Raw genomic sequence first — 24,954 nt, 5'->3', positions numbered from 1 at the left:
AGTTGCTGCCGCACGAAGGCGTGTGGGCACGGATCGGCCCTTCCCGGATTCACGGCGTGGGCGCGATCGCGATCCGCGCCATCGCCCGCGGCACCAATGTCTTCGCCAACGACCAGCGCGACATCATCTGGTTGCCTATGGAGGCAATCGCCGCCCTGCCCGCCAACTCGCCCGAGCGCCGCTTCTACGAGGATTTCGGGATACGCGCGGGCGCGCTGATCGGCTGCCCGGCCCATTTCGATCTGCTCAGCGTCGGCTGGTATTGCAACGAGCCCGCACCTGGCGAAGATGCCAATCTTGAGGTGACGGGCGATTTTCAGATGATCGCCGCGCGTGACATTGCAGCGGGCGAGGAACTGACGGTGCTCTATGCGAGCTTCAGCCGGGCAGACTAGATGACGCCCGGCATGAAGCGCTTAACGCGCGCAGCATAGGCCTCATAAGCCGCACCGAAATGCGCGCGCAGCAGCTTTTCCTCTTCGCCCACGCGCAAGGCAGTGCCGATCCAGTAGAGCGGTACCGCAAGCACCAAACCCCAATAATGGCCCAACGCCGCTGCCACCGCGAGCAACCAGGTAAACAAGGCGCTGTAGATGGGATGGCGGATGTAGGCGAACGGCCCCCAAGTCACCAATTCGTGATCGGACCGGGTCCTCGCAACCAGGCTCCAATTCCGTCCCATCGCCCGCTTGGACGCGTAGAACAGGCCACAGGTAGTCGCCATCAGCAAAAGAACGAACGCTGCCTGCTCTACTGCAGCAACCGAAGTAGCGGGCAACGTTGGTTTAACTGGGCCGAAGCCGACTGCGACAAAAGCCAGAATCTGAACGGCGATACCCAGGATCGAGCGCCGCGATCGGCCGCTCTCGTCGGCGGATGATGGTCGCTTATCCCGCACCAGCAGGAGCAGCAGGAACAGGAGCCCGCCCACCAACAGGATGACGATCGCGGGGATGCCAATCGGCTGCTGGTGGACGTTGATCATTGAAGACCTCCCCGGACGCCGCATCAGAGCCGGCGCCCGGGGTCAGGTCAATATCTTAGGCGGAGGTCGTCGCGCCGCTTTGCTCCGAGCCCGCGCCGCCAAATTTGCCGGCGAGGTCCTTGGCGGAATTGAGCACCTTGTCGCGCCGGTCCTTGCTGCTGAGCAAAGCCGCCGCCACGCCGCCCAGCGCCAGCCAGCCGAATGTCGTCAAACCACGCTTCTGAGTTACGTTATTAGCCATGATACGCCTCCATACTTGCCGCCAATAAACGGCGGTGCCCGCGGGGGCGTTCCGCAGGAAGGGCTAAACGCCTAGAAATTCCAGACCACCCGAAAGCGGCTCAGCCGCATAATCGACTTGCAGCACGCGCCGCCGCGCCGGCTTAACCGCGGCGGCGGAGGCGTGAAGGATTAAGGTAGCATATAGCCAGACGTCGCCCCGCTCTGCCAGGCACGTGCTTATGACGGATCGGGAAACCGCCGACTCGATATCAGCTTCGAGTATTGCCCCCTGCCGATGGCTGCCCCGCGCGATGAGCAATGGCGCGTTGGTGTCGGGCACGGGGTCCAAGTGAACGCGAAGCGTGACCATGTTCGCGAGCACCGAGGGCGGGGGTGCCACGTGGATCATTCCCTCTTTGTGGGTCCATGCACTGTATCCGGGCATCTCGCGGCGCTCGCGCACCACGATCGTGCGATCCTGATGCCAGCCGAGTGCCCAATTGGTCTTCTCGGTCTTATCGAAGAGGATGGCACGCACCGGAAAGCTGCCCAGACCCAATATCGACGCGGCAATGCTGCCGATCGGCCTATCGGCACGGAGGCATTGCCCGAGCGCATCGCGGTCCCGCAGTCTTACGCCGGCACGCTCGTCCGGCAATCCCGCCAATGCGGCCTCGATCTGCTCCAGGGCAGGTTCGGACAGCGCGCGGCGAAACAGCAGCGCGCCGTCTTGGTCGAACGTCAGGTTGCCGGAAGCGCTCAGGCGGCCTGCTTGGCCCGGCTCGCGCGCTTGCGCTCGTGCGGATCGAGATAGCGCTTGCGCAGACGGATGTTCTTGGGCGTGACCTCGACCAGCTCGTCGTCGTCGATATAGGCGATCGCCTGCTCCAGCGTCAGGCGGCGCGGCGGCGTCAGCCGGATCGCGTCGTCCTTGCCGCCGCTGGCGCGGAAGTTCGTCAGCTGCTTGGCCTTCATCGGATTGACTTCGAGATCGTCATTCTTGGCGTTCTCGCCGATGATCATGCCCTCATAGAGCTGCTCGCCGGGGGCCACCATCATGATGCCGCGTTCCTCGAGCGGGCCGAGCGCATAAGCGTTGGCCTCGCCCGAGCCGTTGGAGATCAGCACGCCGTTCTTCCGCCCTTCGATATTGCCCTTGTAGGGGCCGTATTTCTCGAACAGCCGGTTCATGATGCCGGTGCCGCGCGTGTCCGACAGGAACTCGCCATGATAGCCGATCAGGCCGCGCGACGGCGCCGAGAAGGTAATGCGGGTCTTGCCGCCGCCCGACGGACGCAGGTCGGTCATCTCGCCCTTGCGGTTGGCCATCTTCTCCACGACCGTGCCCGAATATTCCTCGTCCACGTCGATCACGACCGTCTCGTACGGCTCCTCGCGGCCATTCTCGCCATCCCGGAACAGCACGCGCGGGCGGCTGATGCTGAGCTCGAAGCCCTCGCGGCGCATCGTCTCGATCAGCACGCCGAGCTGGAGTTCGCCGCGACCGGCGACTTCGTAGCTGTCCTTGTCGTCCGATTCGGTGACCTTGATCGCGACGTTGGACTCGCCTTCGCGCAGCAACCGGTCGCGGATCATGCGCGACGTGACCTTCGTCCCCTCGCGGCCCGCCATGGGCGAATCGTTGACGGCGAAACGCATCGACAGCGTCGGCGGATCGATCGGCTGCGCATGCAGCGGCTCGGTCACGCTCGGATCGGCGATGGTGTTGGCGACGGTCGCCGTGGTGAGGCCGGCGATCGAGATGATATCGCCCGCTTCCGCTTCGTCGACCGGTACGCGCTCGAGCCCGCGGAACGCCATGATCTTGGACGCGCGGCCGGTCTCGACGACCTTGCCGTCGTTATCGAGCGCGTGGATCGGCATGTTCGTCTTGACCGAGCCGGAGAAGACCAGGCCGGTCAGAATGCGGCCGAGGAAATTGTCGCGGTCGAGCAGCGTCACGAGGAACTTGAAGGGACCATCGGGATCGGCGCTCGGCGGCGGCACATGCTCGACGATCTTCTCGAACAGCGGGGCCAGTGTGCCTTCGCGCGCTTCGGGATCGTCGCTGGCATAGCCGTTGCGGCCGGACGCGAACAATACCGGGAAATCGAGTTGCTCGTCGGTTGCTTCCAGGCTGACGAACAGATCGAACACCTCGTCCAGCACTTCCTGGGTACGGGCGTCCGAACGATCGATCTTGTTGACCACCACGATCGGCCGCAGGCCGAGCGCCAGCGCCTTGCCGGTCACGAACTTGGTCTGCGGCATCGCGCCTTCGGACGAATCGACCAGCAGGATCACCCCGTCGACCATCGACAGGATGCGCTCCACCTCTCCGCCGAAATCGGCGTGGCCGGGCGTGTCGACGATGTTGATGCGGGTGTCGCCATCCTTGCCGTGCCACTCGACCGAAGTGCACTTGGCAAGGATCGTGATGCCACGCTCCTTCTCGAGGTCGTTCGAGTCCATCGCGCGCTCTTCAACGCGCTGATTGTCGCGGAAAGTACCGGACTGACGGAAGAGCTGGTCGACCAGAGTAGTCTTGCCATGATCGACGTGCGCGATGATGGCCACGTTGCGAAGGCGCATGGTGGTCTTTCGTTTTTGGTTTTCGAAGTCGGCGCGCCTGTAGCCGAATTGCGGCGCTGCAACAACCCGCACCGCCGAAAGGATCGCGTGAAAGCGGTTGGCGTTACCAAGCGGAGGCAAGAAAGGCGGCTGTCAGACGTCGATCTGAAGCGTGTCGCTTGAATAATACAGTGATTGCCCCCTATCTTGTCGCCAACGGGAGATTTCACTTGGCCACGACCGCGACCGATACGAAGACCGACGAGCTTGTGCTGACGCCACCCGCGCCGGTGCAGGCAATTGCGCCGGCCAAGGCGGCCGGGCTGGTCCCCCTCGACGATTCCACCAGGACCGAGCTCGACAAACGCGTCGGCGCATTCGTCGAGGAGCTCGCGCAACTCGATTCGAACTCGCCCGAATTCGGCAAACGCGTCGATACGATCTCCAATCTTGGCCAGAAGGAGATTCGCGACGCGGCGAGCCACTCCAACCGCTTCCTCGACCGGCCGGTGCGCGCAATGGACGGCGAAAACGGCGTCGGTGCCGACCTGGCCGAGCTCCGCCGCACGATCGTGGATCTCGATCCGGCCAAGAAGGGCAATTTGCTCGCCCCGCGCAAATTGTTCGGCGTCATCCCGTTCGGCAACAAGCTGCGCAATTATTTCGACAGCTATAAAAGCTCGCAAAACCACATCTCGGCGATCCTCGTCTCCTTGAAGAACGGCAAGGACGAGCTGCTCAAGGACAATGCCGCGATCGATACCGAGCGCCAGGCATTGTGGGCGGCGATGGGCCGGCTGGAGCAGATGATCCACTACGCCCAGACGGCGGATAGCCTGCTGGAGGACAAGGCCAGCGAGCTCGACGCAAGCGATCCCGCCAAGGCAAAGGCGATCCGGGAGAGCGCACTGTTCTACGTCCGCCAGCGCCATCAGGATCTGCTGACCCAGATGGCGGTGACGGTGCAGGGTTATCTGGCGCTCGATCTGGTCAAGAAGAACAATGTCGAGCTGATGAAGGGCGTGGATCGCGCGTCCACGACCACGGTGGCCGCGCTCAAGACCGCGGTAACCGTGGCGCAGGCGCTGGTCGGGCAGAAGCTGGTGCTGGAGCAGATCACCCAGCTCAACACCACCACCGCCAACATCATCGATTCGACCGGAGACATGCTGCGCAACCAGACCGCGCAGATCCACCAGCAGGCGGCTTCCGCGACGATCCCGATCGAGACGCTCAAGCGTGCTTTCCAGAACATCTACGACACGATGGACGCCGTCGACCGCTTCAAGCTGGAGGCGCTCGATTCGATGAAGACCACCGTGACCAGCCTGTCGTCGGAGGTCGAGAAATCGCGCGGCTATATCGCCCGGGCGGAAGGTGCGGCACAGGCGCGGCTCACCTCCGGCGGCGGCACGCCCGCCGAAGACCCGTTCAAGGCGATCTGATGCCCGATCCGAATCGTGTGATGGCCGATGCGGAAGCGCTGCTGCAGCGCGTTTCCCCCGAAGGTCGCAGGCTTGCCCAGCGCGCCCGCCAGCGCCGCCGCCGTGCGCTGATGAAGGCGCTCGGTCGCGCGATCGCCGCTTCGGTGGTAATCATCCTCGCGGCAATTGCGGTCGGCTTCGTTTTTCCGATTGGGCAGATGGGCTTCCTCGCCGCCCTGATCGCGCTGGCGATTGCATGGGTCGCGATCTTTGCGATGAGCCACGAGCCGGAGGAAACCGCGCAGAGCCTGGCGGTGAGCGACATCACGTTGCTGCCGCAAAAGACCGAGGCATGGCTGCAGCGTCAGCGCCCGGCATTGCCCGCGCCGGCGCAGCGGCTGGCTGACGGCATCGGCCTCAAGCTTGAAGCTTTGGCGCCCCAGCTGATCAATCTCGATCCGCGCGAGCCGGCCGCCGCCGAGGTGCGCAAATTGCTCGCCACGGAGCTGCCCGAGTTGATCGACGGCTATACCCGCGTACCGGTCGGGCTACGGACCGACGACCGGCATGGCGTTGCGCCCGACAAGCAGCTGATCGAGGCACTTGGCGTGGTCGACAGCGAGCTCGCGCGCATGAGCGCGGACCTTGCGACCGGCGATCTCCAGAAACTGGCCACACAAGGCCGTTATCTCGAACTCAAATATAAGGACGATCAGAGCCTCTGAGCCGCCGCGCCGCCGGCCTTAGATGATCGCCTGCACCAAGCCGAGTTCCAGGGCCTCCTGCGCGCTCAGATACCAGTTCGACGGTGTCTTCTGGAGCAATTGCTCCATCGTCAGCTGCGACCCCTTGATCAGGTTCTCGAAGCCTTCGTTCTGGATCGAGATCGATGCTTCGATTTCATGGAGTGACGCGCGCACGATCTCGATCGCGCTGGTCAAAGGACCTTCGATGGCGAGCTCCTTATGCATTTGACGCTCGTGAATCATGAGCCGTGTGCCGCGGGCGAGGTAGCGGTTCTCGCGTGCAAAGAAACTCATGAGCGTGACGCCGGCCGAATAGACCGCCGTCTTGCCGAGGAAAACGAAGCTTCGCGCGTCGTCATGCTCGCTATGGTAACGCATGTCCTCGCCGATCATGCGGGCAATTTCCGGATCGCCGCCGAGCGTGGACAGCTCGATCGCGATCACGCCTTCCGCGGGAGCCTTGTCGAGTTGCTCGCGGAACTGCGCATACATCTGGTCATCGACCGTGCCGGCGAGCAGGATGGCCGGATTGAGGAAGCTCTTGGGATCGAGGGTATCAGTCATTTTCTTCAGCCTGAGGGATTGGGTGGCGGACGTGAGCGCGTCCAACCCCTAGCCGCTGGAATGGTTGCTAACGCCGCCGCGCCGCAAACCGGGTAATCGCCATTATCTCCTCCTCGACCAGCGCACTGCCTGGGTAGCCGGGAGATTTTACCTGGCGTTCCGCTTCGGCGAGCCGAGTCAACGCGGTAGCGAGCCCATCCGGCGTCCACCGGGTGAGCTGCCCCTGAATGATCGGCTTTTCCTTCCAGAAGATCGCCCGGCCAGCGGTTTCCATCACCCGATCGATACTTTCACCTTCGGCCATCTGGCCGCGCAGCTGCGCCAGCTGCAGGGCGCGGCGGGCAAGCGCGCGGATGACCGGGATATCCTCGATCCCTTCGCTGGCAAGACGCGCGAGTTCGTCGTCGGCATGCTGCGGCTGGCCCGAGAATACGGCGTTGGCGAGCTTGGACAGATCGCCTTCCTCCATCGCCGCGCCGACCGCTTCCAGCGCCTCATGCTCCAGCGGCTTGGGCCGATCCGGCGCGGCATCGACATAAAGTGCCATCTTTTCCAGCTCGCGGCTGATCAATGCACGATCGCCGTTACAGGCGGCGGCGATACGTCCGGCGACGTCGTTGCGGATCTGCAGGCCCAGTTCGCGCCCTATCTCGCTGACCAGTGTCGCCGCGTTGCGCCCCTCCGGGACGTAGCTCAAATGCGCCAACGCTGCCGGACTGCTCTGGACAAGCTTCACCAGCTTGGAATCCTTGCGCAATGCGCCTGCGATCGCCGCTACCGGATTGCCGGCGGCAGGCGCTTCCAGCAGCGCCTGAACTGCCTCGACCGCATCATCGGTCGCGGGATCGAGCCGGATCCAGTTCTTGCCGCCGAACAGGCTGATCGCCGCCGCCTCATCCGCCAGTCGTGCCGGATCGCTCTTGAGCGCCGACGACGTGAGGTCGATCCGCTCCGCGTCCGGCCCCACGGCAGCGCCCAGCCGGTCAGCAAGCGCACGCGATCCGGCCTCGTCCGGGCCGTACATCAGATAGAAACGGATGCTCGGATCGGCGCTGTCGAGCGCGTGGCGGAACCGGGCTTCTTCCGGCTTCATTCCGCGGGCGGATGGCGCCGGGCATAGAGCGCGACCTGAGCCACGATCTGCTCGGCGACTTCGCCCGACAGGCGTTCGAGCGCGGTCTGTTCAGCCGCGATCACCGCATATTCGGATGTCACGACATCGATCCCGGCATCCGACTGCGCCGTGTTATCCAGCAGCACCGTCTGGTTCGATGCGTCGATCAGTTTGAAGCGCGCGCGCAACGTGCGCCGCTCGCGCGTCACCGTATTGTTGCTACGGATGCCGAAGCCGGTGATCTGATCATCGAGCAGCACGTCCAGCCGGTAACGCGAGGCACCATGGCCGCTGGCGCCGAGCCGATCGACCAGCGCGTTACGCATCAGCCAGCCCTGCTGACCCGCAATCTGCCCGACCTCGATCCCGCTGAGTGTGCGCGCGACCGACCCATGGCTGCCGCCGGCATACATCGGCTGTAGCCCGCACCCGGCCAAGGTCAGGCCGATCGGCAGCAGGAAACCAAGGCGCGCGAGCCGTTTCATGCGACGATGTTGACCAGCCGGTCGGGCACGACAATCACTTTCTTCGGCGCCGCCCCGGCGAGGAACGCCTGGACCTTGGGCGAAGCCAGCGCTGTGTCCTCCATCGCGCCTCTTTCCAGGCCCTTGGCAACGGTGAGCGTGTCGCGCAGCTTGCCGTTGACCTGGATCGCGACCGTAACCTCGTCCTCGACCAGCATCGCCGGATCGACCTCCGGCCATGGCGCATCCGCCACCAACCCGTCGCCGCCGATTCGCGCCCACGCTTCCTCCGCGAAATGCGGCACCATCGGCGCCGTGAGCCGGATCAGCGCCCGCGCGGCATCGTCGCGCGCGGCCGAGGGCTTGGCCTTCTCGATCGCGCCCACCAGTTCGTAAAGCTTGGCCACCGCCTTGTTGAACGAGAGCGATTCTACGTCGGCAGCAACGCCTGCGATCGCCTGATGGAGCTTGCGGGTCAGCGCGGCATCTTCGCCCGCACCGCCCCCCACAGCCGTCGCGCGCCACAGCCGCTGGACGAAGCGCGCGCAGCCTTCAATGCCCGACACGCTCCACGGCAAGTCGCGCTCGGGCGGGCTGTCCGACAGCATGAACCAGCGCACCGCGTCGGCGCCATAATGATCGAGAATCGGCGCCGGATCGACGGTGTTCTTCTTCGACTTCGACATCTTCTCGACGCGGCCGATCTTGATCTCCGGTCCGCCATCCTTGAGGAAGACTGCGTTTTCTCGCCGGTCGATTTCTTCGGGGCTGAACCAAACAACCCGTTCCCCAACGCCGTCTTCGATAGTCGTATAATAGGTTTCGTGCGTTACCATACCCTGCGTGAACAGGCCGGTGAACGGCTCAGCAATGTCGAGCCGGCCGATATGTTTGAGCGCGCGCGTCCAGAAGCGGGCATAGAGCAGATGCAGGATCGCATGCTCGACGCCGCCAATATATTGGCCGACCGGCAGCCATTGTTCGGCCACCGCGCGGTCGAACGGCTGGTCCTTGGGCTGGCTGGCGAAGCGGATGAAATACCAGCTGGAATCGACGAAAGTATCGAGGGTGTCGGTCTCGCGCCGCGCCGGCTTGCCGCAGTTCGGGCAGTCGACATGCTTCCAGGTCGCGTGGCGGTCGAGCGGATTGCCCGGAATGTCGAAGCTGACATCCTCCGGCAGCACGACCGGCAACTGATCCTTCGGCACCGCGACCGGGCCGCAGCCTTCGCAATGGACGATCGGGATGGGTGTGCCCCAATAACGCTGGCGGCTGACGCCCCAGTCGCGCAGGCGATAGACGGTCGTGCCGACGCCCCAGCCCTCGCTTTCGGCACGCGCGACGATCGCGCTCTTGGCCTCTTCCGAGCCTAGACCGTCGAGGAAGCGCGAATTCACGATCACGCCGGGATCGGTGTCCGCCTCGTCGGCAATTGGATCATTGGCATGATCCGCCGACTTCGCCACGACGCGCGTCACCGGCAGCATATATTTGCGCGCGAAATCGAGGTCGCGCTGATCGTGCGCGGGCACGCCGAACACTGCGCCGGTGCCATATTCCATCAGCACGAAGTTCGCCACGAACACCGGCAGCTTCCACGCCGGGTCGAGCGGATGTGCCGCGCTCAAGCCGGTGTCGAAGCCCTTCTTCTCGGCGGTCTCGATCTCGGCGGCGGCGGTGCCGGTATGACGGCAATCGTCGATGAATTCGTTGAGGCCGGGGGTGCTGTCCTTCAGCGCCTGCGCCAGCGGATGATCGATCGACACCGCGACAAAGGACGCACCGAAGATGGTGTCGGGCCGGGTGGTGAACACCTCGACCTGTGGCAATGGACCGCCGTCCAGTTCGAACTTGAAGCGCAGCCCCCTGGATCGGCCGATCCAATTGGCCTGCATCAGCTTCACCTTGTCGGGCCAATGCTCCAGGCTATCCAGCCCATCGAGCAGTTCGTCGGCAAAGTCCGTAATCTTGAGGAACCACTGGCTGAGCTTGCGCCGCTCGACCAATGCACCCGAGCGCCAGCCACGCCCGTCAATGACCTGCTCGTTGGCGAGCACGGTCATATCGACCGGATCCCAATTGACCGCGCTTTCCTTGCGATAGACCAGGCCCGCCGCATACAGGTCAAGGAACAGCGCCTGTTCCTGCCCGTAATAATCCGGCTCGCAGGTGGCCAGTTCACGGCTCCAGTCGAGCGCGAAGCCGAGCCGTTTCAGCTGCGCCTTCATCGCCTCGATATTGGCACGCGTCCAGGCGCCGGGATGGACGTTCTTCTCCATCGCCGCATTCTCGGCGGGCATGCCGAACGCGTCCCACCCCATCGGATGCAGCACTTCCATACCGCGCATCCGGCGATAGCGCGCGAGCACGTCGCCCATCGTGTAATTGCGCACATGCCCCATGTGGATGCGCCCCGACGGATAGGGGAACATCTCCAGCACGTAGCTTTTTGGCTTGGGGGACGCGTCGTCGGCGTGGAAGGTGCCGCGCGTCTCCCACTCCCGCTGCCAGCGTGCGTCGCTGTCGCGGGGTTCGAACCGCTCACTCACGATATTATCAGCCGTTCGCGGCGGCGTTGCGTCTCAGGTCGCGCGCCTTCTGGAGAATGATCTCCTCAAGCTTGGCGTTAGTCGCCGCCTGGACCGCCGCGTCGACCCACTGGCCATTCTGGTACACCTGGCGCGCGGTGGCGACGCGGACCACGTCGGCGCGCAATGCGGCATCGAGGATCGAGACCGAAACCTTCATTCGCTCGGTCGGCACCGCCGGATTCAGGTACCAATCCGTAACAATCACGCCGCCGTTGCTGTCGGTTTGCGCGATCGCCATGAACGACAGCGTCTCGAGCGCGGCCCGCCAGAGATAGGCGTTGACGCCAATGGTGGTGACATTGACCGGCGCCATCTGTGGCTGTTTCGGCTTCTTGCGGGCATCGGCCGCGCCGGCGAGGCTGGCGATCATCAGAAGGCCGATCAGGGGGCGGGAGGAAGGGATCATACGCGGGGAAAACCTTTGCGGTCGGGCTGGCGGCGCCGTTATAGAAGCTCGTCGCGTACCCGCAAGCCGCGTGCGGCGGGCTGCGCATGCCTGGATTTGCGGCAGCTGCGCCATAAAATGTGGAGCCTCTGCAACATACCGAAATGAATCGGCAATCAAACCGGAACAGAGTTGCGCGTGAGGGGTAGCGGCTTCCTGTAACGCGACCCATATGGACCGGAAATGAAAACGAATCGCGGGAGATTTGGAAAGTGGGGAAGCGCCGTGGCGCTTTTCGCCCTGCTTGCCGTGCCCGCAACATCCGCCGACGCCAAGGTCCGCAAGCATAGCCGCGCCCCTGCGGCGGCGCTTGCGCCGGGTTTCAGCGCCTTCACCCCGGCCGCCGCCGATCCGCGCCTCGCGGCTTTGTTCGCGCGCAGCGGCCTTGGCGCTACCAATTTCAATGAGGGCGCATTCCGCTTCACGCCGTCGGGTACGGGCGCCAGCAAGCGTGCGATCACGGTCGCAGTCCGCTCGCGCTCTTTCACGCGCCAACAGGCGGCCAAGAGCATGGCGCTGCCGAGCGACGGCCTTGCCCCCTCCGCTTACAGCCTGGGCGCCTCGATCGGCTGGAAGCGCTTCGCTTTGTCGGGCGACGTTCAGAAGGTCGATGGCGGCCTGTTACCCAATGGGCATGAGTCCGCCGATCTGGGCCTGATCTTTTCGGGCAAGCGCTGGGCCACCGAGCTTCAGGTCGCCGGCGAACGCGCCTCCGGCGCGCGCATCCCTGCAGCCACCGGGCTCGACGAAAGCTGGTCGGTCGGTGTCGGCGGTTCCTACGCGCTTACCCGCCGCTTCAACGTGACCGGCGGCGTGCGTTACAAGACGCAGCGCGACCAGTTGCAGAGCCTCACCGACGACCGCCGCGACAGCCAGGCCGTCTATCTCGGCACGACCTTCAAATTCTGATCCGGCGAAAGCCGGTTTGACATCATGAACGCGTCGATACCGGCCCAGCCATAAGCCCCTAATTGCGCCAGCCTGCGGAAGGCGTGACCGTTCATCCCGCCGAGCGCGATTACCGGCACGCGCGCCCCCCTCGCCCATAATCCGAACCGTACGGCGCCCAGCCCCTTCGCGGCGGGATGTGAGCGGGTTGCGAACACGGGCGACAACAAGGTCGCATGCGCGCGCGCCGCTGCCACTTCGCGCGGGTCATGCGCGGGTGCGGTGCGCATAAGCGGCCGGGACGCACGCAAATGCCGCGATCTCCCATGTGCCCCGTCCGCGCGCCACGCCGCTGCTTCGCGCGGGGTTCCGGCCAGGATCAGGACCAGATGCCGTTTTCGCACGATCTTGCGCACGCGCTCGAACAATGCCCTGCGTTCACCCGCGCCATAATGGCGAAAGATCACGCCGCTCCCGCGCGGCAGTCGACCAAGCGCTTCCCACAGGCCTTCGCCCATACGTTCGTCGGTCATCAGCCACAGGCGCGGGAGAGGCTGGCGGGAGCGCATCGCGCTCGCCTATAGCGCCGCCATGCTCCCGACCGATACTCCCGCCACGCGCCTTGCCGCGGTTCGCGAAAAACTGGCGCGCGCCGCCGCTTTGGCCGGGCGCGGGTCAGGCGCGATCGAACTGATCGCAATTTCGAAGACACACGGCGTGGAAGAGATCACACCGCTGATCGAGGCCGGCCAGCGCAGCTTCGGCGAGAATCGCGTGCAGGAAGCGCAGGGTAAATGGCCCGCGCTCAAGGCGGCCCACCCCGATGTCCGCCTTCATCTCGTTGGCCAGCTTCAGTCGAACAAGGCGGATGACGCCGTCGCCCTGTTCGACGCGATCCACGCGCTCGACCGGCCGAGCCTCGCCAATGCGTTGGCCAGGGCGATGGAAAAGGCGAACCGCACCCCCACCCTGTTCGTCCAGGTCAATATCGGCGGCGAGGAGCAGAAGGGCGGCTGCGCGATCGGTGACCTGCCCGCGCTGCTGGCGCATTGCCGCGCGCTCGGTTTAAATATTGCCGGGTTGATGTGCGTCCCGCCGGCCGGCACCGAAGCCGCACCCTATTTTGCGTTGCTGGCCAAATTGGCGCGCGACCATGGCCTGAGCCAGCTCAGCATGGGTATGTCCGGAGATTATGAAACGGCAGCGATGCTGGGTGCGACCTGCGTCCGCGTCGGCACGGCCCTGTTCGGCGCCCGCACCTAACGCAATGCGCTAGCGGATCTCGAGCGCATCACCCGGCGCCAGCGCCGGCAGCAACTTCAGCAGCTCGGCGCGCGCAACCGCGACACAGCCTTCGGTTGGCGCACCGTCGCGCCAGCAATGCCAGAAGATCGCGCTGCCCGCAGCGGGAACCGGCGGCGCGTCGTTATGACCCAGCACGACGATGACGTCGTAGAGCCCGTCCTCGCGCCACAGCCGCTCGGCCGAGAAAGGATGGGGGTGACGCACCGGCCGATTGTAGGCCGGGTCGGAAACCCCGTCGGACCAGCCGTCGTCGGGCCGCAACCAGCGCCACGGCAGACGCAACCCAGCGGGCAGAGCTACCCGGTCGGGTCGCAGCAATAGGCCCCGGATCGGCCAGAGCCCGATAGGGCTGGCGCCGTCACCTTCGCGCTTGGCTGCCGCCGCCACCAGGCCGCTTTTGCCGATACTGCATGGGATGGACTGCCCTTCGACATGCAGAAGCCCGGCCGTGCCGTCGGCTACCAGCTTCACAGCAGATGGCCGGTGCGATCCCGCTTCACGTCCAGATAATGGGCATTATGCGGATTGGGCGGGAGTTTGTGCGGCACGCGCTCGACGACCGTCACCCCCGCCGCTTCCAGCGCCGATACCTTGGCGGGATTGTTGGTGAGCAGCCGGATCCGGTCCTGTCCCAGCAGGCGCAGCATCGCGGCGGCAATGCTGAAATCGCGCGCATCGACGGCGAAGCCCAACCGCAGATTGGATTCGACCGTGTCGAAACCCTGATCCTGCAAGGCATAAGCGCGCAGCTTGTTGATCAGCCCGATCCCGCGCCCTTCCTGGCGCAGGTACAGCAATATGCCCCAGCCGCTCTGCGCAATCGCCTCGATCGCGGCGTGAAGCTGCGGCCCGCAATCGCATTTCAGGCTGCCGAGCACGTCGCCCGTGAGACATTCGCTGTGAAGGCGTACCAGCGGCGGCGTGCCATCGGACGCGCCGATCACCAAAGCCACATGCTCCGCAGCGTCGGCCGGCGAGCGGAAGGCGATGATCTCGCTATTCTCCGCGCCCCCCACCGGAAGGCGGGCACGCGCGACGATGGCAAGATCGTCCTCACGCTCGTGTGCCGCAATGTCGGCAGCGGTCACCTGCGCGGCGGCCTCTCCCGCCGCCCGCACGAAGAACGCCGGCAGCAGCCCGGAAACGCGCGCCAGGGTCAACGCGGCCGACGCGGCCTCGACAGCCGCAACGGCTCGCGTGCGATATGGACCCTTGAAGGGATTGGCGAGATCATTGGCGGGATCGGCCAGCGCCAGCGCCGCGGGCAGATCGAGCCACGGCACGCGTTCGATCAATACCGGCTGACCCGGCGTGGCGGCATCGCGCTGGTTGGCGAGCTTGAGGATCGCGCCGCGCTCGGCCGAAAGCAGCAGCTCGGCCGTACCATCCGGATCGAACGCCGCCAGGCGAGCATCGTCGGCGCGCTCGACTGCCAACAGCACCAGGCCGCCGTCGCTACCATCGATCCGAACCGGCCAGCCGCGCCGCAGCGCGTCGATCGCCCGGGCCGCATCGCGCGGATCGCTCACACCGCGAACTCCGTCACGAGCGGCACATGGTCCGATGGTTTCAGCCAGTTGCGGCACGCCTCGTGCACCACGTGCTTCGTCGCCTTGGCCGCAACTTCTCGGCTTGCCCACATATGGTCGAGCCGGCGCCCGCGATCGTTTACGGTCCAGTCGGGTGAGCGATAGCTCCACCAGGTGTGCAGTCGTGCCGGCGCCGGGTAGAAATGGCGGCCGAGATCGACCCAGTCATGCGCCGCTTGCAGCCGGCCCAATGCATCGACCTCGACCGGCGTGTGGCTGACGACATCGAGCAACTGCTTGTGGCTCCAGACATCTTCCGGCAGCGGCGCGACATTGAAATCGCCCACCAGCAAGGTCGGCTCGCTCAGGCAATCCGCCCATTGCGTCATCCGCTCGAGGAAGGCGAGCTTCTGCGCGAATTTGGGGTTTACCGCCGGATCGGGGATGTCGCCGCCGGCGGGAACATAGACATTCTCCAGCCGGAAGCCCGCCTCCAGCCAGACACCGACATGCCGCGCCTCACCATTGTCCTGCCAGTCGAACCGCCAGCAATCATTGTGCGCGTCGCGGAAGGGCTGTCGCGACAGGATCGCGACGCCGTGATGCATGCGCTGGCCATGGAGTCGCTGGTGGACATAACCCATCCGCTTGAAATCGTCGGCCGGGAAGACGTCGTCCGCCGCCTTGGTCTCTTGCAGGCACAATATGTCGATCTGCTCTTCCTTGAGGAAGCGTTCGACGATGCCGATCCGCGCCCGCACCGAATTGATGTTCCACGATGCGATCTTGAGAGCTGCCATGCTCGGCATGTAGCGAGCGGGAGGCGGGGATGGAAGATTGACGGCGTGGGGCTGGATGGAGACGGTGGCGACGCGCGACGGGCCGAGGGACTTAAGCTCCGGACGCGCGTTGCTACCCGACGCCCACGGTGGGCTTCATTCGAAAGATTGCGATGGCCAATTTCATGTTCGCGACCGGGATCGAGAATAGCATCCCGACCATTAACAATGGCCGCACCCGGGTCGATCAGATGGAAGTCTGCGGCCATTACCGGCGGTGGCGCGAGGATTTCGACCTCGTCGAGGATATGGGGATCCAGTATCTCCGCTTCGGGCCGCCGCTGCACAAAGCCTTCCTCGGCCCCGGCCGCTACGACTGGGAGTTCGCGGATCTCACTCTGTGCGACCTCAAGTCACGCGACATCACGCCGATCGTCGACCTCTGCCATTTCGGCGTGCCGGACTGGATCGGCAATTTCCAGAACCCCGATTTCCCGATGCTGTTCGCGCGTTATGCCGCCGATTTCGCCGAGCGCTATCATTGGGTCCAGCTCTACACGCCAGTGAACGAGATGTTCGTCTGCGCGGTCTTCTCGGCGCAATATGGCTGGTGGAACGAGCAGCTCTCCAGCGATCAGGCGTTCGTCACCGCGCTCAAGCATATCGTCAAAGCGAATGTTCTGGCGATGCAGGAAATCCTCAAGCGCCGCCCCGACGCGATCTTCATCCAGAGCGAATCCTCGGAATATTTTCATGCAGACAGCCCCGCTGCGATCGGCCCGGCCGAGATCATGAACGCCAAACGCTTCCTCAGCCTCGATCTCAACTATGGCGTCCGGGTCGACAGCGAGATGTACGAATATCTGCTCGATAGCGGCATGACCAAGGAAGAATATCATTTCTTCCTCAACAACCGCCTCAAGCAGCACTGCATTCTCGGCAACGATTATTATTGCACCAACGAGCATCGCGTGCATCAGGACGGGCGGACCTGGGCCTCAGGCGAGGTGTTCGGCTATAGCGAGATCACGCGCCAATATTACGGCCGCTATGGTTTGCCGGTGATGCACACCGAGACCAACTTTCGGCAAGGGCCCAATGGTGACGAGGCGGTCAATTGGCTGTGGAAGGAATGGGCCAATGTGCTGAGGCTGCGCAATGTGGGCATCCCGACCGTCGGCTTCACTTGGTATTCGCTGACAGATCAGGTGGATTGGGACAGCGCGCTGCGGGAGCAGAATGGCAACGTCAATCCGCTCGGCCTCTATGACCTCGATCGCAATATTCGTCCGGTCGGCAAAGCGTATCGGCAGCTCATTCAAGACTGGCGCGATGTGCTGCCCGCGCAGAGCGTTTGCCTAACCGTACCGGTCGTGCCGCCGTCCCATGCCGGACGCATCGATGCGCGCGAGCAGGAACGGCGCGCGGACCGCATGCTCCATCGCACCCCGGCGGCGCCGCAGCGGGAAGAGATCGGACGCTGACACCGGCTTGAAAACGCACAGACCGGCAAGCCTGCGCTAATCTACCGCAACGACGCCGGGGCGGCGCCAGGCCAGCACGCGCGCATGGCCCAGTCGCATAAACTCTTGCTCATCCTGCTACCGATCATCATCCTCGGCATCGGCCTGGTAGGTCGCGCAGTGTCTCACCGATTGCGCGAGCAAATCCGGCAGAGGCGGGAGGACGGCTCCCCGGGGCCGCACTAAGCGGCGAGGCTTAACTTGGGATCGCCGGCCTGGTGAGACGGAGGAACATTGCTCGTCCCCCCTTCGCCCGGCTGATGCGGATGTGCCTGCGCGTAGCGCGCATCGCATGCCGCCTCGTCCGCCGTCTGCGGACGCAGATAGGAAATGGAGAAGTGCCGGCCGAATGTTTCATCGCCCTGCATACGTAAAGTTGCCTGACTGTCCGCGGGAAGTCGGTCGCGCAAGGCAATGAGCGTCTCGATCATCGCGTCGAGCGACGAATGATCGGGAACGTGGATGAAGTCGCGCACTCTTCTGGTCATATCGAACCCCCCCGGGTTTCCTATGCGGGTGGATGGTAAGTCAGGGTCTATAAGGGCGCAACATTGTATTTTTCCTGAATGCCGCGGTTAGGCGGCAGACAGATTCTTGAGGGGCGTCAGGCGGCCATCGGCTGAGCGCAGGCGTCGCAATCGATCATCTTGTCCAGCAGCGCGTCGGCCGATTTGCAGCTCGAGCCATCGACGATCGTGATGCCGCGCTCGGCACAATCTCCGACGAGCAGTCCGTACGCGTCACCCGACGCGATAACTGCCCATGGCCCCTCCGCCAACACCGCCGTCGCGCCAGCTTCATCGGCTGGATCCGCCAGGCGGTAGGCTAGGCCGCGGTGGCGGCAGACGGTCGCGAGCTCGTCGAGATCCTTTCCGGCTAGCAGCAGGGACGGCGTGAACCTCTCGACCCGCGGAATATGGCGATCCCGCATGGGAGCCGGCCGTGCGACCGACGGGTGGAGCAGCCGCGATTTGCGCCGCCACCATCCGGCACCTCTCGCGGCAGGGTGCGTCTCCTGCTGCGCCACCAGCGTCTTCAGCAGCGCTGCAAGCGCGGTGGGGTGCGGCATCCCCCCGCTGACGTCAAATACACCCGGCTCATACTCGCCGGACGCGGTCAACAGCGTGTTCCAGCCACGGTTTCCGAACATTGCCCAACTTGTGACTGCGCCGATCTCGATGCCCTCGGCGCGCAGCTCGCGGGCGGTCTGCCACGCATCGGCCACCCAGCGCATCTGCTCTTCGCGCGTGCAGCCATTATGCACCTCGGTCACCGCCAGCGGGATGCCATAGCGTGCCCACGCTTCCCGCAATACGCCGCGCAACCCGGGCGGGGGCGGGTCAAGCACGCGTACGGCCTCGGTGTCGGCGAACGTCTTTGCTCCGTTGCCGCCGCGCAGGTGCGCCGGATAGCGCTGTATCCGATGATCGAGAAAGCGATCGCTGGTTAGATAATGGTTCACGCCGATGACGTCGGGCGGACACGGCGCCTCCGCGATCGAACGCAGGCGCGGTTCAAAACCGTATGTGCAAAGCCGCCGCCACAGCGGGTGGCCGGGCACAACGCGGCCGCATAGCAGATCCCAACTCATCCAGCGCCGCACGTTGTCAAATGCGGCCTGATCACCCATCGCGGCGGTCGCATAGGTCCTGCCCAGATCGTCCGTCTGTATCAGCCTCGCTGCCGGATTGACGGCGCGTACCGCCGTCATCGCCAGCCGTACGCCATCGATCTGGTTGAGCAAGGCGAGCCAGAAGCTGCGTTCGTCGCAATGATGCGGGTACCACAGGCCGTACAGGGCGGAGAAGCGAGCGGTCGTCACCGGTTCGTTGACCGGCGTCCAGTCCTCGATCCAGGGGTAGCGGGCGGCCACCGCCCCCGCGAACTGCGCGAGCCCAGGCGCGAAATTGTCGGCCAGAAGGTTCGTGTAGGCGGGTCCGCTGCCATGGTGGACCAGACCGGCGATCGGCCGCATGCCAAGCTCGCATATCCGGGCAAGTCGGGCATCCGACCAGCTCCAGTCGAAGCTATCCGGCCGGTGCGGCGAAACACGCTCCCACAACACCGGATAGCGCAGCGCCGAGATGCCAAGCTCCGCGAAAAGGTCGAGGTCAGGCAGCCGGTCGTGATGACCCGTCTCGCGCAGCTGATCCCGGAAATGGTCTCCGACACGATTGACCGTACATTCCGGTCCGCCCCAAAGTTCGAGCGTGTCCATTGACGTCTCCGATCCCTGGTTGTCCGTAACGGAACAACGAGAGCAAAGTTGCGCAATTCTTGAATTTGCGGAGAACATTGATCTACATTAATAAATACATGTTAAATCAGCACTTTATTACTTGTTGCTGCGGAACCCCCGTCGGATCGCACCGTTAAGTTGGTTCATTCCCCAGCAAGGTGTCCGACACATGCAGCCTACGCCAATCTCCGCCCAACCCGGCCCCGACAGGGGGAGCGGGAACGCCGGAGTGGTAGGTGCAACCATCCTCTGCTTCAGCCATTTGCGATGGGATTTCGTGTTCCAGCGGCCCCAGCATCTGATGGGCCGCTTCGCGCGGGAAAACCGGGTGATCTTTTGGGAAGAACCGCGGTTTCGTGCGGATCTCGCCGAGGCGCGGCTGGATATTCGGCGTTGCGAACAGACCAATGTCACGGTGGTAGCGCCCGAACTTCCGGAAGGCTCCGGCCATGAGGACACCCTGCGCCGCCTGCTGGACAGCTTTCTCGCCGGCGAGGATGGCCCTGTCGTCCGTTGGTATTACACTCCCATGATGCTCCCATTCTCGGAGCATGTGGCAGCCGATTGCGTCGTCTATGATTGCATGGACGAGCTCGCTAACTTCAAGGGAGCGCCGCCCGAATTGCTGCCGCTGGAGCAGAAGTTGCTATCGCAGGCAGACCTGGTCTTTACCGGAGGCTATAGCCTCTATGAGGCCAAACGGGACCGTCATCCCAGCATCCATCCCTTCCCCTCCAGCGTTGAGGTCGACCATTTCGCCCAGGCGCGAGGTAAGTTGATCGAGCCCGACGACCTGGCGGATCTGCCGCACCCGCGCTTCGGCTTTTACGGCGTCGTGGACGAACGGATGGACCTCGCGCTGCTCGAAGCGATGGCAGACGCGCGACCGGAATGGTCGATCGCGATCGTCGGACCGGTGGTCAAGATTAGCGAGGGCGATCTGCCCCGTCGCCCGAACCTCTATTATCTCGGCGGCAAATCCTATGCCGAGCTGCCCGCTTACCTGCGCGGCTGGGACGTGGCGCTGATGCCGTTCGCGATCAACGAGGCAACGCGTTTCATCAGCCCGACCAAGACGCCCGAATATCTCGCCGGGGGATTGCCGGTCGTGTCCACGCCGATCACCGACGTCGTGCGCCATTATGGCGATGTCGACGCGGTAAAGATCGCGGGCACGGCGGACGAATTCGTTGCCGCTTGCGACGCCGCCTTGGCACTTCGCCAGGACGATGGCGCTTGGCGCGTCCAGGTTGACGCGCTGCTGGCGCAGATTTCCTGGGATCGCACCTATCGCCAGATGGCGGAACTGATCGGCGACAGGGTGGCTCGGGCCCAGCATGTCCAGCCGATCGTGTCTCCCACGGTTTGGCCGGCCGAGCGGCCCAAGGCTTATGACGTAATGGTGGTTGGCGCCGGCTTTGCGGGCGCCGTCATGGCGGAACGGCTGGCGGCGGGATCGAACAAGAAGGTCCTGGTGGTCGATCGACGCCCGCACATCGCTGGCAATGCATTCGACCTACTCAACGAAGATGGCCTGCTGATCCACCAATATGGGCCGCACATCTTCCATACGAACAGCCAGGATATCGTCGATTATCTATCGCGCTTTACCGATTGGCGGCCGTACGAGCATCGTGTCCTGGCAAGCGTCGATGGCATGTTGGTGCCGATCCCGATCAATCGCACGACGCTCAACATGCTCTACAAGCTTGAGTTGAAAACCGACGAAGAAGCCGCGGCCTATCTCGCCTCACGCGCCGAGCCGGTCGACGTTGTCCGTACGTCGGCCGACGTGGTCATCTCGGCAGTGGGCCAGGAGCTCTATGAGAAATTCTTCCGTGGCTATACGCGCAAGCAATGGGGCATGGATCCGTCCGAGCTCGACAAGGCGGTAACGGCGCGCGTGCCGACCCGCACGAACACCGATGATCGCTATTTCAACGACAGCTTCCAGGCGATGCCGCTTGAGGGTTACACGGCGATGTTCGAGCGCATGCTGGATCATCCCAACATCGATCTGCTGCTCGGCGTCGATTATTCGGAAACACGCGCAGCCTATCCGCACGATCACCTCGTCTTTACCGGCCCGATCGACGAATATTTCGGCTATCGCTTCGGCAAGTTGCCGTACCGCTCGCTCCACTTCCGCCACGAAACCTTGGACCAGGAGTGGCTGCAACCCGTGGCGGTGGTCAATTATCCTGCCGAGGATGTGCCCTACACCCGCATCACCGAATATAAATATCTGACGGGTCAAACTGCGCCAAAGACGAGCATCACCTACGAATATCCGGCAGCGGAAGGTGATCCTTATTATCCCATCCCGCGCGAGGAGAATCAGGCGCTGTTCAAGCGCTATGAGGCACTCGCGATCGCCCAGCCCGACGTGACCTTCGTTGGAAGGTTGGCGACCTATCGATATTATAATATGGATCAGGTCGTGGGCCAGGCGCTCGCCACTTATCGGCGCATGACGGCCGAGGATCGTCGCACGGCAGCGCGCGTCTCGGACCAAGTGGCTGCCTGACGATAACAAGGCTTGGGAAGGCCGGATCGGGGAACGAGGATGGACAGGCCAACGCAACTGCTCGCGGGGCGGGTCCTTCTCTTGTCCCCACCTGACAGCTTCAACGCTGCTTATATCCGCCGCTCGCTGCAGCTTTGCGGCGTTCCTGTACTCACGCCACCTGGACCTCCGACCGAGGCGTTCGCCAACTTGTCGCCTGACGACTGGGCTTCGATCACCGCTTGCGTGGTGGTCGACCTCGGGCGTGCGATGTTTGCAGACGTCTCTCCGAAACAGCGCGATGTGCCGTTTCTGTTCGTCGGCTATGAACAGGGTTCGTGGTTTCCTGGCCCTTATTCATGGTTATGCCCGCCTTTCGCTTCCTATCAGGTGGTCGACGCGTTGACCGCTATGGTCAAAGCCGCGGGATCGACCATGGAAGCTATGATGGACCTGGCTACCCTGCCCATCGCTCCCCTAGCCAAGCCTGACGGCGGCGGCGCCGCTCCCAAGAAAGCACGGCAAAAAAAGCCGGCTGCCTGACGTCGGAAAGGCGGCTGCTGCGGCGTGAGCCGCTCCAATCCAGCGATCTAAAAAGGAAGGGCCCCCGCTCCGGGGGCTGGAGCGAGGGCCGACCTGGCGTTCGTCACGCAGGTGGGGTGCGACGCTCGTCCCGAGCAACAGGGGGGAATCCCGGGAGCAGCGTCGCAGCCGCAAACTTCATTTAGGCCAGCATTCCTGTCCCGAAAATGAATGAACCACTCAACGACCGCGGCTTACCGGGCGCGGGTCGCGCCAGAGGAACGTTTTATCGCTGACGACGCCGCCAAATTGCTGTCCGGACAGGATTGTGGTGGTGCGGTTGCCCTGCGCATCGAGCACCTGCCAGCCGGCGAGCGTGAGTCCGCCGGGCGCGCCGGCCTTCTCGGCAAAGCCGATCGTGATCGTTCCAAATTCGGGGTGTTTCGGGTCGCGCCCTTCGATGACGATCCGGCCGTCCTGCATACCAGGTACAATATGCGCGTAACGCGATATGTCCTTGGAGGGATCGAGCAACAAAGCGAGCGGCGAATCCCCCACCTTCCAGCGCGAGACCTGATTGACCTTGTAATCGATGAAGGTGAACGCCTTGCCGTCGCTGACAATGAGTAGCGGCACGCCTTTCTGATATTGAAAGCGGATCTTGCCCGGCTGCTTCAGCGTGATCGTCCCCGTCAAGGTGCGGCCGGTGCGATCCGTCTGCGCGAAGCTCGCGGTCATTGTGGACACCGCGCGCAGATGCGCCTGCACTTGGGCGAGGCCGCCGGTGGCAGCCGAGGCGGGTGCGGTAGCGACAAGCGCCATGACGAGGGCAATGCGAAACATGATGTCTTCCTGATGGGCCAGCCTTGAACTCGGGCTGAATTATTTCTTGCGCGGTTTGGGCTTCGGCCGGGCCATGGCCCAATCGCGCGAGGCCGCGATCTGATCCAATACCATATCCGGATTATCCGTCGCGTAGCGGACGAGCAGCGCCGCATAGCCCTCATAATGCGGCGTCTGCCAGAAGGTGTCGGGATCGATCTGTTTCAGCATCTCGATCTTGTCGCGATCCATATGCAGGCAAAAGCTGCCGGGATCGTGGCTTGGCGAGAGGATCGGCCGATCGTTCGCCTTGACCGCCGGCGCGCCATAATAAGTTGTGAGCGTCGTGTCCGGCAGCGCCAGCGCGTGCGCGACCACCGCCTCCCAATCGAGGCTCACCCCTGCCGCTCCTCACGCAATTTCTGCCAGTAAGCCAGCCGCTCCCCGATCTTGGCTTCGAAGCCGCGCGGCGTCGGCGCGTAGAAGGTCTGCGGGTTCATTTCCTCGGGCCAGTAATTGTCGCCGGAAAACGCCTCGTCGGCATCGTGATCATAGGCATAACCCTTGCCGTAACCGATCGTCTTCATCAGCTTGGTTGGCGCGTTGAGGATGTTCTTGGGCGGCATCAGCGATCCGGTCTCCTTGGCCGATCGCGCCGCCGCCTTCCAGGCGACATAACCGGCGTTGGATTTTGGCGCGGTCGCCAGATAGATTAGCGCATTGGCGATCGCCAATTCCCCTTCGGGCGACCCTAGAAAGTCATAGCTGTCCTTGGCCGCCAGGCATTGCACCAATGCTTGCGGATCGGCGAGACCGATATCCTCGCTTGCCATGCGTACCATGCGCCGGAGCAGATAGAGCGGCTCTTCGCCCGCCACCAGCATGCGGGCGAGATAGTAAAGCGCCGCCTGCGGATCGGAGCCGCGCACCGCTTTGTGAAGCGCCGAAATCAGGTTGTAATGACCCTCGCGGTCCTTGTCGTACACCGCGACCCGCCGGTGCAGCAGGGCCGCGAGGCCGGCCGGGTCGAGCGGCTCCGGTAGGTTTATGGAGAACAAGGTCTCCGCTTGGTTGAGCAGGAAGCGTCCGTCACCATCAGCGCTGGCAATGAGCGCGCCCCGAGCATCGGGGTTCAGCGGAAGCGGCCGCGCCTCGATCGCTTCCGCGCGGGCGAGTAGCTTTTCCAAGGCCGGCGTATCGAGGCGGTTCAGGATCAAAACCTGCGCGCGCGACAACAAGGCAGCGTTGAGCTCGAACGAGGGATTCTCCGTCGTGGCCCCTACCAGAACGACCGTCCCATCCTCGACATAGGGAAGGAAACCGTCCTGTTGGGCGCGGTTGAAGCGGTGGATTTCGTCCACGAAAAGCAGCGTCCGCTGGCCGGCGCGGGCGAATTCGCGCGCTTCCGCGAAGGTCTTCTTGAGCTCCGCGACGCCCGAAAACACCGCCGAAATACCAACGAAGCGCAGTCCCACTGCGTCCGCGAGCAGTCTGGCGATGCTCGTCTTGCCGGTTCCGGGCGGTCCCCACAGCACCATCGACGACAGTCTACCGGCCGCAACCATACGGCCGATCGCACCTTCCGGACCGGTTAAATGCTCCTGCCCGATCACTTCATCGAGCGCACGCGGCCGGATCCGGTCAGCAAGCGGGGCGCCCGCGGCAGGTTCGGAGGGCGCAGCGCTAGGCAAGGCAGCGGGAAAGAGGTCGGCCAT

Annotated in this window: 26 protein-coding genes; 8 read left to right on the top strand and 18 right to left on the bottom strand. The window is 64.0% G+C overall.

Going from position 1 to position 24,954, the window contains the following annotated elements; translation table 11 throughout:
* Nucleotides 1–2 precede the first annotated feature (2 nt).
* A complete protein-coding gene (locus tag DX905_RS11210; protein ID WP_116091416.1) occupies nucleotides 3–395 on the top strand; it encodes an SET domain-containing protein in 393 nt (130 codons plus the stop codon).
* Here DX905_RS11210 and DX905_RS11205 read toward each other — a convergent pair.
* The 4 genes from DX905_RS11205 to typA form a co-directional block, all read right to left on the bottom strand.
* The gene (locus tag DX905_RS11205; protein ID WP_116091415.1) at nucleotides 392–985 is read right to left on the bottom strand and encodes a methyltransferase family protein; all 594 of its coding nucleotides are present in this window, start codon (nucleotides 983–985) and stop codon (nucleotides 392–394) included. The two genes, DX905_RS11210 and DX905_RS11205, sit on opposite strands and share 4 nt — an antisense overlap.
* 55 nt (nucleotides 986–1,040) lie before the next feature.
* Complete coding sequence (locus tag DX905_RS16075) at nucleotides 1,041–1,226, bottom strand: hypothetical protein (protein WP_162875576.1); 186 nt, start codon at nucleotides 1,224–1,226, stop codon at nucleotides 1,041–1,043.
* Nucleotides 1,227–1,289: 63 nt separating this feature from the next.
* Nucleotides 1,290–1,952 carry a phytanoyl-CoA dioxygenase family protein gene (locus DX905_RS11200; protein ID WP_275896088.1) on the bottom strand — a complete coding sequence of 221 codons (663 nt, stop codon included), beginning with the start codon at nucleotides 1,950–1,952 and terminating at the stop codon, nucleotides 1,290–1,292.
* 14 nt (nucleotides 1,953–1,966) lie between these two features.
* Nucleotides 1,967–3,799, bottom strand: a complete 1,833-nt coding sequence (gene typA, locus DX905_RS11195) for a translational GTPase TypA (RefSeq protein ID WP_116092503.1) — start codon at nucleotides 3,797–3,799, stop codon at nucleotides 1,967–1,969.
* A 209-nt stretch (nucleotides 3,800–4,008) separates the two neighbouring features.
* Between typA and DX905_RS11190 the strand changes: the two genes are divergently transcribed.
* Both DX905_RS11190 and DX905_RS11185 read left to right on the top strand, forming a co-directional pair.
* Nucleotides 4,009–5,223 carry a toxic anion resistance protein gene (locus tag DX905_RS11190; protein WP_116091413.1) on the top strand — a complete coding sequence of 405 codons (1,215 nt, stop codon included), beginning with the start codon at nucleotides 4,009–4,011 and terminating at the stop codon, nucleotides 5,221–5,223.
* Nucleotides 5,223–5,927: a hypothetical protein gene (locus tag DX905_RS11185; RefSeq protein WP_116091412.1), complete on the top strand. Its 705-nt coding sequence runs from the start codon at nucleotides 5,223–5,225 to the stop codon at nucleotides 5,925–5,927. Before DX905_RS11190 ends, DX905_RS11185 begins: the two co-directional genes overlap by 1 nt.
* Before the next feature lie 18 nt (nucleotides 5,928–5,945).
* Here the strand turns inward: DX905_RS11185 and DX905_RS11180 are convergent, their stop codons facing one another.
* From DX905_RS11180 to DX905_RS11160, 5 genes are all read right to left on the bottom strand, one after another.
* A complete protein-coding gene (locus DX905_RS11180; RefSeq protein ID WP_116091411.1) occupies nucleotides 5,946–6,512 on the bottom strand; it encodes an ATP-dependent Clp protease proteolytic subunit in 567 nt (188 codons plus the stop codon).
* A 67-nt stretch (nucleotides 6,513–6,579) separates the two neighbouring features.
* Nucleotides 6,580–7,605, bottom strand: coding sequence for a DNA polymerase III subunit delta (gene holA / locus DX905_RS11175; RefSeq protein WP_116091410.1), 1,026 nt, complete (start codon nucleotides 7,603–7,605; stop codon nucleotides 6,580–6,582).
* Complete coding sequence (gene lptE, locus DX905_RS11170) at nucleotides 7,602–8,111, bottom strand: LPS assembly lipoprotein LptE (protein WP_116091409.1); 510 nt, start codon at nucleotides 8,109–8,111, stop codon at nucleotides 7,602–7,604. Before lptE ends, holA begins: the two co-directional genes overlap by 4 nt.
* A complete protein-coding gene (gene leuS, locus DX905_RS11165) occupies nucleotides 8,108–10,639 on the bottom strand; it encodes a leucine--tRNA ligase (RefSeq protein WP_116091408.1) in 2,532 nt (843 codons plus the stop codon). Before leuS ends, lptE begins: the two co-directional genes overlap by 4 nt.
* A gap of 7 nt (nucleotides 10,640–10,646) precedes the next feature.
* Entirely contained in the window at nucleotides 10,647–11,087 is a 441-nt protein-coding gene (locus DX905_RS11160) for a DUF3576 domain-containing protein (RefSeq protein ID WP_116091407.1), read from the bottom strand.
* Nucleotides 11,088–11,351: 264 nt separating this feature from the next.
* Between DX905_RS11160 and DX905_RS11155 the strand changes: the two genes are divergently transcribed.
* A complete protein-coding gene (locus DX905_RS11155) occupies nucleotides 11,352–12,035 on the top strand; it encodes a hypothetical protein (RefSeq protein ID WP_240320824.1) in 684 nt (227 codons plus the stop codon).
* On the opposite strand, the gene DX905_RS11150 is transcribed toward DX905_RS11155, so the two are convergent.
* The gene (locus DX905_RS11150) at nucleotides 12,008–12,583 is read right to left on the bottom strand and encodes a thiamine phosphate synthase (protein WP_240320823.1); all 576 of its coding nucleotides are present in this window, start codon (nucleotides 12,581–12,583) and stop codon (nucleotides 12,008–12,010) included. The genes DX905_RS11155 and DX905_RS11150 overlap by 28 nt on opposite strands.
* A gap of 22 nt (nucleotides 12,584–12,605) precedes the next feature.
* On the opposite strand from DX905_RS11150, the gene DX905_RS11145 reads away from it, so the two are divergent.
* The gene (locus DX905_RS11145; protein WP_116091406.1) at nucleotides 12,606–13,277 is read left to right on the top strand and encodes a YggS family pyridoxal phosphate-dependent enzyme; all 672 of its coding nucleotides are present in this window, start codon (nucleotides 12,606–12,608) and stop codon (nucleotides 13,275–13,277) included.
* Nucleotides 13,278–13,286: 9 nt separating this feature from the next.
* Here DX905_RS11145 and DX905_RS11140 read toward each other — a convergent pair whose 3' ends face one another.
* The 3 genes from DX905_RS11140 to DX905_RS11130 are packed head-to-tail and all read right to left on the bottom strand — an operon-like array spanning nucleotide 13,287 to nucleotide 15,648.
* Nucleotides 13,287–13,784 carry a L,D-transpeptidase family protein gene (locus DX905_RS11140; protein WP_205412317.1) on the bottom strand — a complete coding sequence of 166 codons (498 nt, stop codon included), beginning with the start codon at nucleotides 13,782–13,784 and terminating at the stop codon, nucleotides 13,287–13,289.
* Nucleotides 13,785–13,786: 2 nt separating this feature from the next.
* A complete protein-coding gene (ribA, locus tag DX905_RS11135; protein WP_116091404.1) occupies nucleotides 13,787–14,848 on the bottom strand; it encodes a GTP cyclohydrolase II in 1,062 nt (353 codons plus the stop codon).
* Complete coding sequence (locus DX905_RS11130) at nucleotides 14,845–15,648, bottom strand: exodeoxyribonuclease III (protein ID WP_116092500.1); 804 nt, start codon at nucleotides 15,646–15,648, stop codon at nucleotides 14,845–14,847. Before DX905_RS11130 ends, ribA begins: the two co-directional genes overlap by 4 nt.
* A 152-nt stretch (nucleotides 15,649–15,800) precedes the next feature.
* Between DX905_RS11130 and DX905_RS11125 the strand changes: the two genes are divergently transcribed.
* Nucleotides 15,801–17,111 (top strand): family 1 glycosylhydrolase, encoded by a 1,311-nt coding sequence (locus tag DX905_RS11125; RefSeq protein WP_116091403.1) that lies wholly within the window; start codon nucleotides 15,801–15,803, stop codon nucleotides 17,109–17,111.
* A gap of 221 nt (nucleotides 17,112–17,332) precedes the next feature.
* Here DX905_RS11125 and DX905_RS11120 read toward each other — a convergent pair whose 3' ends face one another.
* Together DX905_RS11120 and DX905_RS11115 are read right to left on the bottom strand one after the other, a co-directional pair.
* On the bottom strand, nucleotides 17,333–17,638 hold the full coding sequence (locus DX905_RS11120) for a hypothetical protein (RefSeq protein WP_162875575.1): 306 nt from the start codon (nucleotides 17,636–17,638) through the stop codon (nucleotides 17,333–17,335).
* A gap of 116 nt (nucleotides 17,639–17,754) precedes the next feature.
* The gene (locus DX905_RS11115; protein WP_116091401.1) at nucleotides 17,755–19,368 is read right to left on the bottom strand and encodes a glycoside hydrolase family 1 protein; all 1,614 of its coding nucleotides are present in this window, start codon (nucleotides 19,366–19,368) and stop codon (nucleotides 17,755–17,757) included.
* A 298-nt stretch (nucleotides 19,369–19,666) separates the two neighbouring features.
* Here DX905_RS11115 and glf point away from each other — a divergent pair, with 298 nt between their 5' ends.
* Nucleotides 19,667–21,916: a UDP-galactopyranose mutase gene (gene glf / locus DX905_RS11110; protein ID WP_240320822.1), complete on the top strand. Its 2,250-nt coding sequence runs from the start codon at nucleotides 19,667–19,669 to the stop codon at nucleotides 21,914–21,916.
* Between the two features lie 39 nt (nucleotides 21,917–21,955).
* Complete coding sequence (locus DX905_RS11105; protein WP_116091399.1) at nucleotides 21,956–22,438, top strand: hypothetical protein; 483 nt, start codon at nucleotides 21,956–21,958, stop codon at nucleotides 22,436–22,438.
* Between the two features lie 219 nt (nucleotides 22,439–22,657).
* On the opposite strand, the gene DX905_RS11100 is transcribed toward DX905_RS11105, so the two are convergent.
* Genes DX905_RS11100 through DX905_RS11090 form a run of 3 tightly spaced genes read right to left on the bottom strand, consistent with a single transcriptional unit; the run spans nucleotide 22,658 to nucleotide 24,954 of the window.
* Nucleotides 22,658–23,260 carry a LolA family protein gene (locus tag DX905_RS11100; protein WP_116091398.1) on the bottom strand — a complete coding sequence of 201 codons (603 nt, stop codon included), beginning with the start codon at nucleotides 23,258–23,260 and terminating at the stop codon, nucleotides 22,658–22,660.
* Nucleotides 23,261–23,299: 39 nt separating this feature from the next.
* Complete coding sequence (locus DX905_RS11095; RefSeq protein ID WP_116091397.1) at nucleotides 23,300–23,638, bottom strand: hypothetical protein; 339 nt, start codon at nucleotides 23,636–23,638, stop codon at nucleotides 23,300–23,302.
* On the bottom strand, nucleotides 23,635–24,954 hold the full coding sequence (locus tag DX905_RS11090) for a replication-associated recombination protein A (RefSeq protein WP_116092499.1): 1,320 nt from the start codon (nucleotides 24,952–24,954) through the stop codon (nucleotides 23,635–23,637). Before DX905_RS11090 ends, DX905_RS11095 begins: the two co-directional genes overlap by 4 nt.

The sequence above is a fragment of the Sphingomonas crusticola genome, from assembly GCF_003391115.1.
In the GTDB taxonomy this organism is placed as follows: Bacteria; Pseudomonadota; Alphaproteobacteria; order Sphingomonadales; family Sphingomonadaceae; genus Sphingomonas_I; species Sphingomonas_I crusticola.
This window is presented reverse-complemented; position numbering and strand designations above follow the sequence as displayed.

Excerpts from the sequence above, each read along its gene's own strand:
- DX905_RS11205 (WP_116091415.1), bottom strand. The coding sequence starts at position 985 with ATGATCAACGTCCACCAGCAGCCGATTGGCATCCCCGCGATCGTCATC.
- DX905_RS11100 (WP_116091398.1), bottom strand. The coding sequence starts at position 23,260 with ATGTTTCGCATTGCCCTCGTCATGGCGCTTGTCGCTACCGCACCCGCC.
- DX905_RS11150 (WP_240320823.1), bottom strand. The coding sequence starts at position 12,583 with ATGCGCTCCCGCCAGCCTCTCCCGCGCCTGTGGCTGATGACCGACGAA.
- DX905_RS11145 (WP_116091406.1), top strand. The coding sequence starts at position 12,606 with ATGCTCCCGACCGATACTCCCGCCACGCGCCTTGCCGCGGTTCGCGAA.
- DX905_RS11115 (WP_116091401.1), bottom strand. The coding sequence starts at position 19,368 with ATGGACACGCTCGAACTTTGGGGCGGACCGGAATGTACGGTCAATCGT.
- DX905_RS11120 (WP_162875575.1), bottom strand. The coding sequence starts at position 17,638 with ATGACCAGAAGAGTGCGCGACTTCATCCACGTTCCCGATCATTCGTCG.
- holA (WP_116091410.1), bottom strand. The coding sequence starts at position 7,605 with ATGAAGCCGGAAGAAGCCCGGTTCCGCCACGCGCTCGACAGCGCCGAT.
- DX905_RS11090 (WP_116092499.1), bottom strand. The coding sequence starts at position 24,954 with ATGGCCGACCTCTTTCCCGCTGCCTTGCCTAGCGCTGCGCCCTCCGAA.
- DX905_RS11105 (WP_116091399.1), top strand. The coding sequence starts at position 21,956 with ATGGACAGGCCAACGCAACTGCTCGCGGGGCGGGTCCTTCTCTTGTCC.
- DX905_RS11180 (WP_116091411.1), bottom strand. The coding sequence starts at position 6,512 with ATGACTGATACCCTCGATCCCAAGAGCTTCCTCAATCCGGCCATCCTG.
- DX905_RS11160 (WP_116091407.1), bottom strand. The coding sequence starts at position 11,087 with ATGATCCCTTCCTCCCGCCCCCTGATCGGCCTTCTGATGATCGCCAGC.
- DX905_RS11185 (WP_116091412.1), top strand. The coding sequence starts at position 5,223 with ATGCCCGATCCGAATCGTGTGATGGCCGATGCGGAAGCGCTGCTGCAG.
- DX905_RS11125 (WP_116091403.1), top strand. The coding sequence starts at position 15,801 with ATGGCCAATTTCATGTTCGCGACCGGGATCGAGAATAGCATCCCGACC.
- typA (WP_116092503.1), bottom strand. The coding sequence starts at position 3,799 with ATGCGCCTTCGCAACGTGGCCATCATCGCGCACGTCGATCATGGCAAG.
- DX905_RS16075 (WP_162875576.1), bottom strand. The coding sequence starts at position 1,226 with ATGGCTAATAACGTAACTCAGAAGCGTGGTTTGACGACATTCGGCTGG.
- DX905_RS11130 (WP_116092500.1), bottom strand. The coding sequence starts at position 15,648 with ATGGCAGCTCTCAAGATCGCATCGTGGAACATCAATTCGGTGCGGGCG.
- lptE (WP_116091409.1), bottom strand. The coding sequence starts at position 8,111 with ATGAAACGGCTCGCGCGCCTTGGTTTCCTGCTGCCGATCGGCCTGACC.